The organism is Corynebacterium sp. ACRPQ, assembly GCF_022347225.1.
Classification (GTDB): domain Bacteria; phylum Actinomycetota; class Actinomycetes; order Mycobacteriales; family Mycobacteriaceae; genus Corynebacterium; species Corynebacterium tuberculostearicum_D.
This window is the reverse complement of the sequence record NZ_JAKRNF010000023.1, coordinates 1-14,378: the sequence shown is the minus strand read 5'-3', so window position 1 is coordinate 14,378 and position 14,378 is coordinate 1. Positions and strand designations below refer to the sequence as shown.

General features: G+C 62.7%; 12 protein-coding genes and 4 tRNA genes. 12 read left to right on the top strand and 4 right to left on the bottom strand.

The features are described 5' to 3' along the window. Nucleotides 1–93 precede the first annotated feature (93 nt). The gene (locus tag MHY24_RS11005) at nt 94–555 is read right to left on the bottom strand and encodes a DIP1984 family protein (protein ID WP_023020504.1); all 462 of its coding nucleotides are present in this window, start codon (nt 553–555) and stop codon (nt 94–96) included. A gap of 84 nt (nt 556–639) precedes the next feature. On the opposite strand from MHY24_RS11005, the gene MHY24_RS11000 reads away from it, so the two are divergent. Next, nucleotides 640–1,671: an o-succinylbenzoate synthase gene (locus MHY24_RS11000; RefSeq protein ID WP_239230613.1), complete on the top strand. Its 1,032-nt coding sequence runs from the start codon at nt 640–642 to the stop codon at nt 1,669–1,671. 3 nt (nt 1,672–1,674) lie between these two features. On the opposite strand, the gene MHY24_RS10995 is transcribed toward MHY24_RS11000, so the two are convergent. Next, on the bottom strand, nt 1,675–2,445 hold the full coding sequence (locus MHY24_RS10995) for a hypothetical protein (protein ID WP_239230611.1): 771 nt from the start codon (nt 2,443–2,445) through the stop codon (nt 1,675–1,677). Between the two features lie 359 nt (nt 2,446–2,804). On the opposite strand from MHY24_RS10995, the gene MHY24_RS10990 reads away from it, so the two are divergent. The 6 genes from MHY24_RS10990 (at nt 2,805) to MHY24_RS10965 (ending at nt 10,126) form a co-directional block, all read left to right on the top strand. Then, nucleotides 2,805–5,207: an excinuclease ABC subunit UvrA gene (locus MHY24_RS10990; RefSeq protein WP_239230609.1), complete on the top strand. Its 2,403-nt coding sequence runs from the start codon at nt 2,805–2,807 to the stop codon at nt 5,205–5,207. A gap of 78 nt (nt 5,208–5,285) precedes the next feature. Continuing rightward, a complete protein-coding gene (locus tag MHY24_RS10985; RefSeq protein WP_239230607.1) occupies nt 5,286–6,014 on the top strand; it encodes a hypothetical protein in 729 nt (242 codons plus the stop codon). 57 nt (nt 6,015–6,071) lie between these two features. Beyond that, nucleotides 6,072–7,694, top strand: coding sequence for a 2-succinyl-5-enolpyruvyl-6-hydroxy-3-cyclohexene-1-carboxylic-acid synthase (gene menD / locus MHY24_RS10980; protein ID WP_239230605.1), 1,623 nt, complete (start codon nt 6,072–6,074; stop codon nt 7,692–7,694). Further along, a complete protein-coding gene (locus MHY24_RS10975) occupies nt 7,695–8,165 on the top strand; it encodes a DUF3592 domain-containing protein (protein ID WP_239230603.1) in 471 nt (156 codons plus the stop codon). It abuts the gene before it with no gap. Between the two features lie 60 nt (nt 8,166–8,225). Further along, nucleotides 8,226–9,425 carry a glycosyltransferase family 1 protein gene (locus MHY24_RS10970; RefSeq protein WP_239230664.1) on the top strand — a complete coding sequence of 400 codons (1,200 nt, stop codon included), beginning with the start codon at nt 8,226–8,228 and terminating at the stop codon, nt 9,423–9,425. Nucleotides 9,426–9,436: 11 nt separating this feature from the next. Beyond that, nucleotides 9,437–10,126, top strand: a complete 690-nt coding sequence (locus MHY24_RS10965; protein ID WP_239230601.1) for a demethylmenaquinone methyltransferase — start codon at nt 9,437–9,439, stop codon at nt 10,124–10,126. A 33-nt stretch (nt 10,127–10,159) separates the two neighbouring features. Here the strand turns inward: MHY24_RS10965 and MHY24_RS10960 are convergent, their stop codons facing one another. Beyond that, nucleotides 10,160–11,425 carry a geranylgeranyl reductase family protein gene (locus tag MHY24_RS10960; protein ID WP_239230599.1) on the bottom strand — a complete coding sequence of 422 codons (1,266 nt, stop codon included), beginning with the start codon at nt 11,423–11,425 and terminating at the stop codon, nt 10,160–10,162. A 98-nt stretch (nt 11,426–11,523) separates the two neighbouring features. On the opposite strand from MHY24_RS10960, the gene MHY24_RS10955 reads away from it, so the two are divergent. After that, nucleotides 11,524–12,528, top strand: a complete 1,005-nt coding sequence (locus MHY24_RS10955; protein WP_239230597.1) for a polyprenyl synthetase family protein — start codon at nt 11,524–11,526, stop codon at nt 12,526–12,528. Between the two features lie 110 nt (nt 12,529–12,638). Beyond that, nucleotides 12,639–12,720, top strand: a tRNA-Tyr gene (locus MHY24_RS10950). Between the two features lie 65 nt (nt 12,721–12,785). Here the strand turns inward: MHY24_RS10950 and MHY24_RS10945 are convergent. Continuing rightward, a complete protein-coding gene (locus MHY24_RS10945; RefSeq protein ID WP_239230595.1) occupies nt 12,786–13,031 on the bottom strand; it encodes a hypothetical protein in 246 nt (81 codons plus the stop codon). A gap of 760 nt (nt 13,032–13,791) precedes the next feature. Between MHY24_RS10945 and MHY24_RS10940 the strand changes: the two genes are divergently transcribed. From MHY24_RS10940 to MHY24_RS10930, 3 genes are all read left to right on the top strand, one after another. Then, a tRNA-Thr gene (locus tag MHY24_RS10940) sits at nt 13,792–13,867 on the top strand. Nucleotides 13,868–13,905: 38 nt separating this feature from the next. Next, nucleotides 13,906–13,977 (top strand) — tRNA-Met (locus tag MHY24_RS10935). A gap of 140 nt (nt 13,978–14,117) precedes the next feature. Next, nucleotides 14,118–14,190: transfer RNA gene (locus tag MHY24_RS10930), tRNA-Trp, on the top strand. Nucleotides 14,191–14,378 lie beyond the last annotated feature (188 nt).

Sequence of the window (14,378 nt, the reverse complement as noted above, 5' to 3'; positions counted from 1 at the left end):
CCTGTGTCCCAGGATTTTCCCCTCCAGGGTGGGGGCCTGCTCGCTGCAGGTGTATGGGCTACCATCGCGCGCTTTAAGCAGCGCGCGATATGACTATCCGTTTTTCAGTTCGGTATTCCAGTTCAGCTGCTGGATGCGGGTATCCAGCTCGCGGTACTGCTTAGACAAATCATCGACGCGCTTGCGCAGCTCTGCCACCGGGATGGTGGAGACAAACTTAATCTCGGTGCGGGAATAGCGATCCGAGCGCGTGCCCGCCCGCTGCGCCAGGTCGTGGTAGATGCGGCGCTTGCGCAAGAGGCCGTCGCGAAGCGCGAGGGCTTCCATCAAGTTCCTCTTCTCATCAAAGGCGGTGGCGATATTCGTCGCATTGATGGCCTGCACCAGCTCATCGATGCGCCCGGCCACGCCGTCGAGCTCGCGCAGCAGCTCCTGCGGATCCTCATCCGGGGTATCGCCCTCCTGCACGCGGGCCACGGTCAGCAGCCGCTCGTGCAAGCTATTGAGGCGCTCCTGCGCTTGCGCGCGCTCCGCCAATGCCTCAGCTAGCAGCATAATTCCTCCTTTATTGGTATGGGTTTCCAAAATAGCGCAGAGCGGGGGAGGGGTCAACGGCCGGCGGGCGCTACCATGAAGGCTATGCATATCGATGACGTCCTCGACCGCGCCCACGTAGTCTCCCTCCCCCTCGCCGTGCGTTTCCGCGGCATTACCACTAGGGAGGCCCTGCTCATCGAGGGCCCGGCCGGCTGGGGCGAGTTCGCGTCCTTCCTGGAATACGGCCCGGCCGAGTCCGCCGCGTGGCTGCGCGCCGGGCTCGAGGCCGCCTACGAGGGATTTCCGGAGCCGGTGCGCGATTCCATCGAGGTCAACGCCACCATCCCGGCCGTACCCGCCAGCGAGGTTCCGGCCGTGGTGGAGCGCTACCCCGGCTGCCGCACCTTCAAAATCAAGGTGGCGGAGAAGGGACACACGCTTGCCGACGACGCCACTCGCGTCCGCGCCGTCCGCGACGCCGTCACCCAACGCGGCGATATCCCCATCCTGCGCGTGGACGCCAACGGCGGCTGGACCGTCGATGAGGCGGTCGAGGCCGCGCAGATGATGATGCCGCTGGATTATATGGAACAGCCCTGCGCCACCACTGAGGAGCTTGCCCAGGTCCGCGGCCGCCTTATGCGCGCCGGCCTCTTTGTGCGCGTCGCCGCCGATGAATCCATTCGTAAGGTCGCGGACCCTTATCGCGTGGCCGAGTTGCAGGCCGCGGACGTCGCCGTGGTCAAGCCTGCCCCGCTTGGCGGCGTGCGCCGCGTCCTCGAGGTGGCCCAACACCTGCGCCAGCGCCATATGGATATCACGGTGGCCTCCGCACTCGATACCTCCATCGGCATCAATATGGGCCTTGCGGCCGTCGCCGCCCTCCCGCGCATCTACGACGACGAGGACATCGACGTCACCCCGGCCGCCGCCGGCCTTGCCACCGGCTCCCTCTTTGAAGAGGATGTCACCGCCCCGCGCCCGCTTGTCGATGGCCACCTTCCCGCCGATATCCTCGCCCCCGACCCAGACCGCCTCGCTGCACTCGCCGCCCCCGCCGGCCGCCGCGATTGGTGGTTCGACCGCGTGCGCGCCTGCTGGCCGCACCTTGCTGAATCGCACCTTGCTGACTAGGGCCTAGAGCAGGCTCTGGTGAAACCTCCACGCCGGAGTCGCCAGCGCCCGACGCACCTTCTGCGGCCTGCTCTTTAACCCGCGCACGCTGCGGCGATGCGCCACCGTCTCCTGCACCGTCTCCACCACCAGCTTGAGGTGGTAGTCGGTGCACTCATCCGTAAACTTTAGCGGCGCCCACCCGTGCTGCACCGCGTGATTGGTCTTCCACGTCCCGATGAGGAATTCCCGGTGATTATTCTCCGGCGTGTGATAGTAAAGCGAGTCCAAGTCCACCACGGTCGTTCCCGCTTCGAATCCTAAATCCCAGGTGTACGGTCCCAGCCGGAAATTCGGCACCGGCTTGAGACCCACCCGCCGCATCTCGCGAAACATCCGCTGCTCCCACTTCGATGCCGTCCCTACCGGCGCCAGTTCCGCCAGCTCGCGAACTGCATCCTTTTCCTTGCTGCTCACCATCTCTAAATCGGCCGCAAACCTCCCCCTCCCGTTGAGCCCGCGGTAGGCCTGCGCCAGGGCCTCTTTGAGCAGCCACTCGCCACAGCGCTCGAAGCTCAGCGCATCTGCCACCGCCTGCGCGGGCAACGCCATCTTTACGCCCTTTACCCGATTTACCGGCACCGGCCGCGACCTCACAGTACGCACCAGCCCATCCGCCCGCGCCCGGCAATTGTTATCCACCCGAATCGTTGCCGGCAGCCGCACCTCGCATAAACCGTAGGCAGCAAGCGCCGCCGTTCCCGTAAACACCGCATCCGGATAAAGCTGCGCCACCGCGGCGAGCTTATCCTTCGCACTCGCCTCCGCCGCGATGTAACAGTTGCGCCGCAAGCGTACAAGCGTTCCCTCACTAATCCTGCAGCGGATTTGATAGTCAGTAAGGCCTAAATCTAGTAATTCATTTCTCGTCCACATGTCTCATTGGACTGGAAATCTTCCAGGAAGGTTCCACTTTCCTCGTTTCAACGATTTCGTCCATCTAAAACACCTAAATCGTCGACGATTTTCGCCATATGTATGGACGAAATCGTTGAAAACCGGTGAGCCAGGAAAGAAAACCGGTGAATCGCTAAAGGAGACTGCTGTCAGACTTCAGACTGCCCAAGCCGTCGCCTGTGCGTACGCTAGGGGACATGTCTACTATCAAGGTCCGCGATGCCCACCTGCACAATCTGCGCAACGTCGACGTCGATATGCCCCGCGGCAAGCTCGTTGCGGTCACGGGCGTGTCTGGTTCGGGCAAGTCTTCGCTGGCATTCGGCACGATTCACGGCGAAGGCCAGCGTCGCTATCTCGAATCGGTGGCGCCCTTCGCCCGTCGCCTCATTAGCTCGGCCGTCGACCCGCAGGTCAGCCAGGTAGAAGGCCTGCCGCCGACGGTCGCACTGCAACAATCAACCTCCGGCGGCGGTGCGCGTTCCACGGTCGGCACAGTCTCCGCACTCTCTAATAGCGTGCGCCTGCTCTACTCGCGCGCCGGGGATAACCCGGAGGGCTTGTACTCGGATTCTTTCTCCCCGAATACCCCGGAGGGAATGTGTCCGCAGTGCCACGGCACGGGCGTGGTGCATGAACCGACCGAGGACTCGATGGTCCCGGATCCCACCCTCTCCATCGAGGAGGGCGCTATCCAAGCCTGGCCGGGCGCCTGGGCCGGCAAGAACTTCCACGACATTTTGATGAACTTGGGCTATGACCTGGATTCGCCCTGGCAAGAGCTGCCACAAGCAGACCGCGACTGGATCCTCTTTACCGAGGAGCGCCCAGTAGTCACGGTCAAGCCCTTGCGCGGAAAAGATCAGATTCAGCGCAATTATGAGGGCACGTGGCGCTCGGTGGCCAGCTACCTCAATAAGACGCTGGCGGAGACCCAATCGGATACGCTGCGCAAGCGCACCCTGTCCTATATGGAATCCCGCGAATGCGAGACCTGTGGCGGCCGCCGCCTCAACCCGGCCGCGCTGAAGGTGACTTATGCGGGCATGCCGATTGATGAGCTGGGCGCGCTGCCGCTGGATAGGGTGCATGAGGTGCTCAGCAAGCAGAACCCGGAGGAGAACTCGGCCGAGGATTTGCTGCTGCGGCAGATTCTGCCTGCGTTGACCTCGGCGCTGGAGCTCGGCTTGGCGCACCTAAGCCTGGATCGGCCGACGCAGAGCCTGTCCGGCGGCGAGATGCAGCGCATCCGTTTGGCAGCGCAGCTGCGCTCCGGTCTCTTTGGCGTGGCGTATGTGCTCGACGAGCCCTCGGCCGGCCTGCACCCCGATGAGCGCGACGCGGTCATGGATATGTGCCGCCGTTTCATCGCGGCCGGCAACTCCGTGCTCTTGGTGGAGCATGACATGAATTTGGTCGCGCAAGCGGACTGGCTCGTGGACGTCGGCCCGCTGGCCGGCGAGCGCGGCGGCAACGTGGTCTATTCGGGCCCGGTCGAAGACTATGACGCGGACACCCCTACCGCCAATGCGCTGGCTCACCGCACGCTCGCGCTTGCCGACGACCCCCGCACCCCCTCCTCCCACCTCACCCTCCGCGGCATCAACGCACGCAGCATCGACAACTTGGATGTGGACTTTGGTTTGGGCCAATTCACGGCGGTCGCCGGTGTCTCGGGATCGGGCAAGTCCACCCTGGTCAGCACGGTGCTGGCTGGGCTGTTGCGACAGTCCGCTACGGCCGTTTCCGATGAGGAAGAGACCGAGGATAAGGGCTGGTCTGTGGAAAGCACGGAGGGCTTTGACCGAGTCAAGCGCGTCGTGCAGATTACCCAGAAGCCCATTGGCCGCACCCCGCGTTCCACGCTGGCAACCTATACCGGGCTTTTCGATAACGTTCGCAAGCTCTTCGCCTCCACCGATGAGGCCAAGCAGCGCAAGTGGACGGTCTCGCGCTTTTCTTACAACGTAAAGCAAGGCCAGTGCCCCACCTGCGGCGGCGCGGGCAAGATCGAGGTGGAGCTGGTCTTCTTGCCGGGCTCGTACACCACCTGCCCGGAGTGCGGCGGCGCCCGCTTCAACGACGAGACCTTGGAGGTGACCTGGCAGGGCCGCACCATCGCGGACATCTTGGAGCTCACCGTAGATGAAGCGGCCGAGGTCTTTGCCGAAGAAGAAAAGATTTACCGCGCCATCGCCACGTTGCAGGCCGTCGGCCTGGGCTACCTCCGCTTGGGCCAGGGCGCGCCGGAGCTGTCTGGCGGCGAGGCCCAGCGCATCAAGCTGGCCACGGAGCTGCAGCGTTCCCGCAACTCGCGTCGCGGCCACACGGTCTACCTGCTGGACGAGCCCACCACGGGCCTGCACCCAGCCGATATCGACCTGCTCAATACCGAGCTGCACAAGCTGGCGGATGCAGGCCATACGGTAATCGTCGTCGAGCATGATCTCTCGGTCATGGCGCATGCGGACCGCATCATCGAGATGGGCCCGGGCGCTGGCGAAGACGGCGGCCGCATCATCGCGGATGCCACCCCGGCGCAGGTCGCCGCCGAGGATACCGCCACCGGCCGTGCTTTGAGCGCACGCCAAGCGCACTAAGCGGCGAGCCTCCGCTGCCCGTTAGCTGTGGGAGTCCTCTCTAGGATCTCACAGCAAAATGGGGTAGAGGTAGAGGGTATGACTTCTAAAGGCCCTCATGGCGATAATAATGAAACCCGCAGCTGGTCCAGCCCGGCGGATGATGCCACGCGCCAGATAGGCCGCGTGCCCGATAATGCCGCCGGCTCCAGCCGCGACCAAGCGCGCCGCGAGCACCCCAAGCAGTACTTCCCGGGCGAGCAGCAGCCGCAGAATGAGACTCGTCAATTCGATGCGGCCGCTGGCTATCAGCAGGGCTACGGCCAGCAGCAAAGCTATAGCCAGAACTATCAGCAGCCGGCCGGGCAGGCATATGGCCAGCAGTACGCGCAGCAGCCCGAGTACGAGCCGGTGCCGTCGAACTACGATCCGGACCAGCCGGAAAAGCGCAAGAAGAAGGGCGGCGGCGCGATGGCCGGCGTCTTCGCGGCCATCGCGGTACTTGCAGTGCTGGCTGCGGCGGTGTTGTTTTTCCTATGGCGCAATGCTGCGGACGAGGCGGATAAGCCGGACCCACAGCCGGTGACGGAAACGCTGACCACGGAGGTTCCCACCACCGTGACCCAGACCGAAGAGCCGGATACGCAGGATGAGAACTCCAATAATCTGCCGAAGCTGCCGGACTTCCAAAATGACCTGCCGTCCGATATCCCGACCGAGCTGCCACCAGAGGTACAAGACCAGCTGGATAAGGGCAGCGATGTGGACGTTGAGGGCCTCCTCAATGACCTCTTGGGCGGCGGCGAGCAGTCGGCCAACCAGAACTAAGCGCCCAGCACCTGCCCGGTAAGGGAAATGGCGCGCGGGCAGGTAAAATCGGGCGGCATGAATGAATCGATGCAGTTGGCTGAGAAGGTAGCCGCCCAACTGGCGCGCCACCTCACGGATGTCGTCCTGTGCCCTGGTTCGCGCAACGCGCCGCTGTCGCTGGCGCTATTGGCGCGTGACGATATCCGCGTACACACCCGCCTGGACGAGCGCGGGGGAGCGTTTACCGCCCTGGGCATGGCGCGGGTGCAGCGCCGCCACGTGGGCGTGGTGATGACCTCGGGAACTGCGGTGGCCAATACTCTGCCAGCCGTGGTGGAGGCACACTATTCTCATACGCCGCTAGCCATCATTAGCGCGGACCGGCCGGAGCGCCTGGTGGGCACGGGGGCGTCGCAGACCATCGAGCAGCAGGGCATCTTCGGCGTCTATGCGGACACCACCCAGGTCACCGGCGCGGACGATATCGCGGCGATGGCCCAACGCTTCCGCGAAGACCTACAGGTACACATCAATGTGGCCTTTGATGCCCCGCTTGTCGACGCCGCTTTACCCGCCCGCACCTCCGGCGACGGCGTGCTCGATCCGGCCCCGGCCTTTGTGGACCACGGCGAAGTAGCCGTGGACTTGAGCAAGAACACCCTGGTCATTGCCGGCGATGAAGCCTGGGAGGTAGAAGGCCTCCAAGACGTGCCAACCATCGCAGAGCCGAGCGCGCCGGGCCCGTATCATCCGGTGCATCCGGCGGCGGCGCATATCTTCCGCAAGGCACAGGTCTCCGCGAACGATTATGTGGTCAACACCAAGGTAGAGCAGGTCATCGTCGTGGGGCATCCGACGCTGCACCGTGGCGTGCTAGCGCTGATGAATGATCCGGATATTGAGCTGGTGGTGCTCTCGCGCACCAAGGACTTCACCAATCAGCGCGGCGACGAGGCCCGGCTTGGCACCACCGTCAAGATCACCGGTGAGCCGAGCCGCGAGTGGATGAAGATCTGCGAAGGCGCAACCGATATGGCTGGACAAGCGGTGCGCGAGACCCTCGAGGATGAGGAACTGGGATTCACTGGGCTGCACGTCGCGGCCGCGGTGGGCGATACGCTCTCCGTCAATGACACCCTGGTGCTCGGCGCTTCGAACCCGGTGCGTGACGCCTCCATGGTGGGCCTGCCTTTCGACGGCGTGGATACGTACTCGCCGCGCGGGGCGGCCGGCATCGACGGCACCATCGCCCAAGCCATCGGCATTTCCCTGGCCACGCAATCGCTGGATCCCACCAACTGGCGCGCCCCGCGAGTTATGGCGCTCATGGGCGATGTCACCTTCTTGCACGACGCGAATAGCCTGCTCATCCCAGAAGACCAGGCGCGACCCGAAAACCTCACCGTCGTGGTGGCCAATGACAACGGCGGCGGAATCTTCGAGACCCTGGAACAAGGCGCCGATGCGCTGCGCGAGTCCTTCGAGCCGGCGTTTGGAACGCCGCATGGGGTGGACGTCGGCAAGCTGGCAGAAGCCTATGAGGCAGACTACCGCGAGGTGACCACCCCGCAGGAGCTATTGGATACGCTGGCGGAGCTGAAGGAATACTCCACCGGGATTACCGTCGTGGAGGCCAAGACCACCCGTGCCACGCGCCGGGCGCTCAATGAGAAGCTCACCGCAAAGGTAGGCCAGTAAGTGGCCCCGCCGCAGCATAAGCCGCACGCGGCCGTGGTGCCGCGCTATACGCCCGCGGTCTATCGCCGCCGCCTGCACCAGCTGACACTGGCGCTGTATCTGGCGGCGCTGGTAGGCGTGGTGGGCATGGTCATCGGGCCGGCGCTGAATGACCACGCCATCGCCAGCCACCCCGCGCGCGCTTTGGCCACGGTCAAGGATGTGGGCATGCTGCGCACCACGGTGGATTTCCAAGACAGTGAAGGGATTTACCACACCCCACAACACGGGCTGCTCTATCCCAGTGGCCTAGGCGAGGGTCAGCAGGTGTGGGTGCAATACGCCCAGGACGACCCAGACCTGGTCAAGGTCGAAGGCCGCGAATGGACGCTGGCTATCATCCCGGCGCTTTCGGTAGGGGTAGTTGCCACGCTCATCGCGGCCGTGATGTGGAAGCTGATTAGCTTCTTTACCCGCCGCGCGGAGAAATAATTAACCAAGATTTTCCGCTGGCTTCACCATAAGCTTAAGAAAATGGGCCATGATGGTGGCATGCGTGTTGCGATCGTGGCTGAATCCTTCCTCCCCAATGTCAATGGTGTGACCAACTCCGTGCTGCGCGTTTTAGAGCACCTGCACGAGACCGGCCAAGAGGCCATCGTCATCGCGCCGGGCGCCCGTGAGGGACAAGAAGAAATCCCAGACTACCTAGGATTTCCCATCTACCGTGTGCCCACCGTGCGCGTGCCGCTGGTGGATTCGCTGCCGGTGGGCGTGCCTACCACGGCGGTCGATGAGGCGCTGCGCGATTTCAAGCCGGATATCATCCACCTAGCCAGCCCCTTCGTACTCGGCGCGGCTGGCGCTTTCTCCGCCCGCCAGCAGCGCGTTCCCGCCGTGGCGTTGTACCAGACCGATGTTGCCGGTTTTGCCACCAAGTACCATGCCTCCGCGCTGGCCTATGGTGTGTGGGAGTGGCTGCGCACGATTCATAACTCTTGCCAGATGACGCTGGCACCGTCATCGCCGACCATCCGGGACTTGGAAAAGCACCACATCAAGAATGTGCGCCACTGGGGGCGTGGCGTCAACGCGGAACTTTTCCACCCCTCCAAGCGCTCCGAGCAGCTGCGCCGCAGCTGGGATCCGAGCGGCACTAAGAATGTGGTGGGCTTCGTTGGTCGCCTCGCCGCAGAAAAGGGCGTGCACCGCCTCTCGGCGCTCAACGGCCGCGAGGATATTCAGCTGGTCATCGTGGGTGATGGGCCGGAGCGTCCACTGTTGGAAGCCCAGCTGCCCGGCGCCGTCTTTACCGGTGCGCTGTCCGGCGAAGACCTCGCCGCCGCCTATGCTTCCTTGGACGTCTTCGTCCACGCCGGCGAGTTCGAGACCTTCTGCCAGTCCATCCAGGAGGCGCAGGCCTCCGGCGTGCCGACCATCGGGCCACGGGCCGGTGGCCCGGTAGACCTCATCGACGAGGGCTATAACGGCTTGCTGCTGGAGGTAAAGACCTTTGTGGAAGACCTCCCCAATGCGGTGGACGCTCTGCTCAATCCGGAGATCCATCAGGAGATGCGGGACAATGCCCGCGAGTCCATTTCTTCCAAGACGTGGAAGGCACTGTGCGAGCAGCTCGTGGGCTATTACGAAGAGGTGCTGGAGGATACTCGCCGGGTGCCGCTGACCATTTTGGGCCAGCGTCCGGAGCTGCCGCGGTGGGCGGCTCGTGCCCTTGGCGCCCGCGTAGCCTAGACTGATCATTTGTGTCTAAGGCAGATCTGGATAAAAAGCCCTTCGATGTGGCGCGCATGTTTGACGCCGTGGGCGAGAAATACGACCTCACCAATACCGTGCTGTCCTTTGGGCAGGACGCGCACTGGCGCAAGCGCACCCGCGAGCGTTTGAACCTTAAGCCGGGAGAGAAGGTTCTCGACCTTGCAGCAGGTACCGCCGTGTCCACCGTGGAACTTTCCAAGTCCGGTTCGTGGTGCGTGGCGTGTGATTTCTCCCGTGGCATGCTGGCCGCCGGCCGTGAGCGCGACGTGCCCAAGGTGGCGGGCGATGGCATGAAGCTGCCGTTTGCGGATAACACCTTTGATGCCGTGACCATCTCTTATGGCCTGCGCAATATCCACGACTTTGAGCTCGGCCTGCGCGAAATGGCGCGCGTGACCAAGCCGGGCGGGCGTCTTGCGGTGGCGGAATTTTCCACCCCGGTGGTACCGATTTTTGGCACCGTGTACAAGGAATACTTGATGCGCTTGCTCCCGCCGGTAGCGCGCCTGGTCTCTTCTAATCCGGAGGCATATATCTACCTCGCGGAATCCATTCGTGCGTGGCCGGGGCAGGAGGAGCTCGCCGCGGTTATCAATCGCAATGGCTGGGCCGAGGCCGGCTGGCAGAACCTTACCTTCGGCATCGTGGCGCTGCACTCGGCGGTAAAGCCAGCCTAGGCGCTGCTCCGCCCGTGCCTGGGGGAGCAGGGGTTAAGCCGCGGTCGAATCCCAGAGTGGCGTATCGCGGCGAAGGGACGAGACCGTGCGGCCGGCGGCGCGCCAGGTGCGTGCGATGAGGTCGCGGTCATCGTCAGTAATGAGGTTGCCCATCAGGCGCGCGGCGGCCGGCATGAGCATGCGGCCGATGGGCCCGCGCAGGGCCAGTGGACCGGCCAGCGGTAGGAACTGCGGGTAGGTAAGCAAGCGCGCGGCCGTGCGGGCCAAGAGGAAGGACTCGCCGTAGTGCTCGCGCAGGACTGCCGGCCAGGCCAGGGTGAAATCCTTCGGGCCGAGTAGGTTCACGGCCAGCGCGGCCGTCTCCAGGCCGTAGTCGATGCCCTCGCCGTTGAGGGGATTGATGCAGGCGGCGGCATCACCAATGATCATCCAATTGGCGCCGGCCACGTTGGACACCGCGCCGCCCATGGGCAGTAAGGCAGAGGTGACGTGCTCAATCTCGCCGAGTCCCCACTCGGGTCGCTGTTGGGCGGCGTAGAACTCGAGCAGCTTCTTGGTGTTGATCTTGGCGGGGCGCTGCGCGGTTGAGAGCGCACCGAGGCCGATGTTGACCTGACCTAGCTCGGGGCCGAGCGGGAAGATCCAACCGTAGCCGGGCTGCACCTCGCCTTCTTCGTCCTTGAGTTCAACGTGGGAGTGCATCCAGGGCTCATCGGCGTGCGTGGAGGACGCATAGGAGCGTGCCGCGATGCCGTAGACCTCCTCGCGGTGCCAGGTGCGGCCGAGCTTCTTGCCAAAGGTAGAGCGCACGCCATCGGCCACGATGACCCACTTGGCATGCACGGTGGCCTCTCCCACGCGGAAGGAGGTCACGCGGTTGCCCTCCATCACTGGATCGGTGGCGGGGGTGCCGGTGAGGAGGGTGGCGCCGGCTTCCCGGGCGGCGTCGGCAAGCAGGGCATCAAAGCGGAAGCGCGGCAGGGCCGTGCCCACTTGGGAGGGATAGGTCTCCGGCCACGGCGCGGTAATATCGCCGCCGTATCCGTGCAGCTTCAGGCCGCGGTTGCGGTAGGAGGCGTTGACCGCAATGCCGAGCTCAGCAAGCTGGTGCATCGCGCGCGGGGTAAGCCCGTCGCCGCAGGTTTTATCGCGGGGAAACGTCGCGGAATCAATAAGGAGGGTGTCATAACCGGCGCGTGCGGCATGGATCGCGGCGGCTGCTCCGGCAGGCCCAGCGCCAATTATGGCGACCTCGACATAGGTTTGGGAATCGATCTGCTCCGACATGAGGACTATCATTGCATGAGTTCGACCCCTCGAGTGTGTTTAGGGGCGCAGTTTGGACTACGGTAGGTAATCGATTATCTCTGGCTTTTAGTTGCAAGGAACACTATTTAATGACTCACGGTCAATCGCATGCCACGCACGTGGATCTTGGTGATCCGCAGCTCAACGAGCGCATTGGTGCGGGCATGGAAGCAGTAGAAGACAAGCTGCGCAGTGAAATCGACCGCGGCCAGGACTTCTTAAAGGACAAGGTCAGCCACCTGTCTAAGGCCGGTGGCAAGCGCTTTCGCCCCATGATGGCGCTGCTGGCCTCCGAATATGGTCCGCGTCCGGGCTGCGAAGAGGTGGTTAAGGCCGCCACCGTCGTGGAGATGGTGCACGTAGCCACCCTTTACCATGACGATGTCATGGATGAGGCGGACCGCCGCCGCGGCGTGGAATCCGCCAATTCGCGGTGGAGTAATTCCGTGGCCATCCTCGCCGGCGATGCGCTCCTGGCGCATGCCTCTCGCCTGATGAGTGAGCTGGATACCCACACGGTGGGCCACTTTGCCGATACCTTTGAAGAGCTGGTGACCGGCCAGATGCGCGAGACCATCGGCGCGGGCGAGGCCAATGCCGTGGAGCACTACACGGCCGTTATCCGTGAAAAGACCGCGGTGCTCATCGCCTCCGCGGGCTACCTGGGTGCTTACCACTCCGGTGCTTCGGCCGAGCATGCCGCAGCCCTGCACCGCATTGGTGGTGCCATTGGCATGATCTTCCAGATTGTGGACGATGTCATCGACATCTTCTCTGACCCAAAGGAGTCCGGTAAGACCCCGGGCACGGACCTGCGCGAGGGCGTATTTACCCTGCCGGTTCTCTACGCCTTGGAGGAAGAGGGCGAAGTGGGCGACAAGCTGCGTGAGCTGCTTACTGGCCCGCTGCATTCCGACGCCGAGGTGGAGCGCGCCATTGAGCTCCTGCACCAGTCTGGCGGCCGTCAGAAGGCGCTGGAGGACATCAATGCCTACCTGCGCACGGTGGAGGAGCAGCTTGCCGTGCTACCGGAGAACTCCGCGAGCCAGGCCCTGCGCCAACTGGCGGATTACACCGTGCGCCGCGTGGGCTAGCTGCTTGGCGATGCCCCCTCATTCCCGCTCCATTCGCCCCTACTCCGCTGGCGATTTGTAGGTGGGAGGGTGGTTCGTAGTAAAGTACTTACTCGCACCACACAGTGCATGCCAGGTTGCCCGAGCGGCCAAAGGGAGCGGACTGTAAATCCGCCGGCATTGCCTTCAGAAGTTCGAATCTTCTACCTGGCACAGAATGAACCCCGCAAGCAAAAGCTTGCGGGGTTTCAAGCGTACCTGCAGCTGTGAGGCGGGATCTACTGGCTGGGCTCCTGGGTGCGGGAGCTTTTAGCCTTGTGCCACACCGCATAAGCACTGGCGAGGAAAACAACTAAGAAAACCCCAGCGATCTCGAAGTAGAAAAAGCCTTTTCCTAGCCTGCGAGAAATATCTGGCAATGAGGTGGAATCCGATTCAGCTAGGGCCTTGGCAACGTACATCGCATTCAAACCGCCGATGAAGTAGCCGAGGCAGAGCAATAATGAAATAACGGCCGTAATCATTACCAAAACTGCTAAGGGTGAATGGCGGGACATTGTTCTCATCTAACTCCTCTCATCGCGGCCTAAAGGACCAGCAAAGTACACCTTTCTAAGGCGCTTGGTACTAACAGGTTTGCTCTCCTGCCTTATCATCCCTCACGGGCTGCCATCAGAGGTCTTCACAAAGTCCGCCTGGGCGGCTGCGGCGGCTTGCCTGGCGATGACAATGGGGCGACGGAAAGAGCGGCGGGCTCGATGATGATCTTGACACCTTACCGGGGGTAGCATCGCGTGGGCCGGGAAATGGACGCGGAGTGGAGGTCTTTGGTGGAACGCTCTGTATGCGAGTGGCCGCCCTTTGTCCTGCACGATCTCTGCGCCTTTGGGGGGCCGCCGCCGCAGGTGGGAGGAGCCGGCGCTGCCAAGATCCGCCAGGGTGGAACCTAGGGGGCGGGGTGGCGGTCACGCGACCGTCGGCAAGCGCAAAGCACTTAAACAGCTGACTTATCCCTTTATCGGAGTGCTCGCGCGGATCAGTAATGCTGATGCTGGCGAAGCCGAAGTTGTAATACAGCTTTGTAGCATCGCTGGATTGGCGATCCTCGTCATCCAACACGCCCTTCATTCAAGCACGTTTACATCGCGTAAAAAGAAGCCACTTGAACTGTATATTTATGGGGTCTGACGTGGCGATTTGTGTAAAACGTTGAAAGCAGGTTAGATTATTGGAGTCCGCAACGGAGAGCACAACGAAATAGCGATGTGTTCAACGCTAGGATGTGCCCCCTTAGCTCAGTCGGCAGAGCGTTTCCATGGTAAGGAAAAGGTCGACAGTTCGATTCTGTCAGGGGGCTCCATTCATGTTTGGAGGAAGGGACTCCTCCAAGGTGAATATGGCGGTGTAGCTCAGTGGTAGAGCAAGCGACTCATAATCGCTGTGTCGCGAGTTCAATTCTCGCCATCGCTACCGGGAAAGAAAGGCGCCCGCAGGGCGCTTTTTTATTACCGCGCTGAAGGCAGTCCAGGCTGTGCCTAGTTTCGGATTGGAACTATGGCTCTGGTAAGGTCTTCAACGCTTGATGCTGAGGCATTGAGGAATAAAAGAATAGGGGCGTGGCGCAATTGGTAGCGCAACGGTCTCCAAAACCGTAGGTTGCAGGTTCGAGTCCTGTCGCCCCTGCATAGTAAACCCCGTCACCTCAGGTGGCGGGGTTTCTTCATGCCCTATTTTCTTCGTGACGCTTAGCCGGCCTAAACGACAGAATGTGTTGTTTTGCGGCGTGTCGGGCTAAACGACATTTTGTGTTGGTGGGGTTTAGCGCATGCGGCCTTTGCGTATTCCCATAGAGTGGTTGTAGGCAGTGTCGA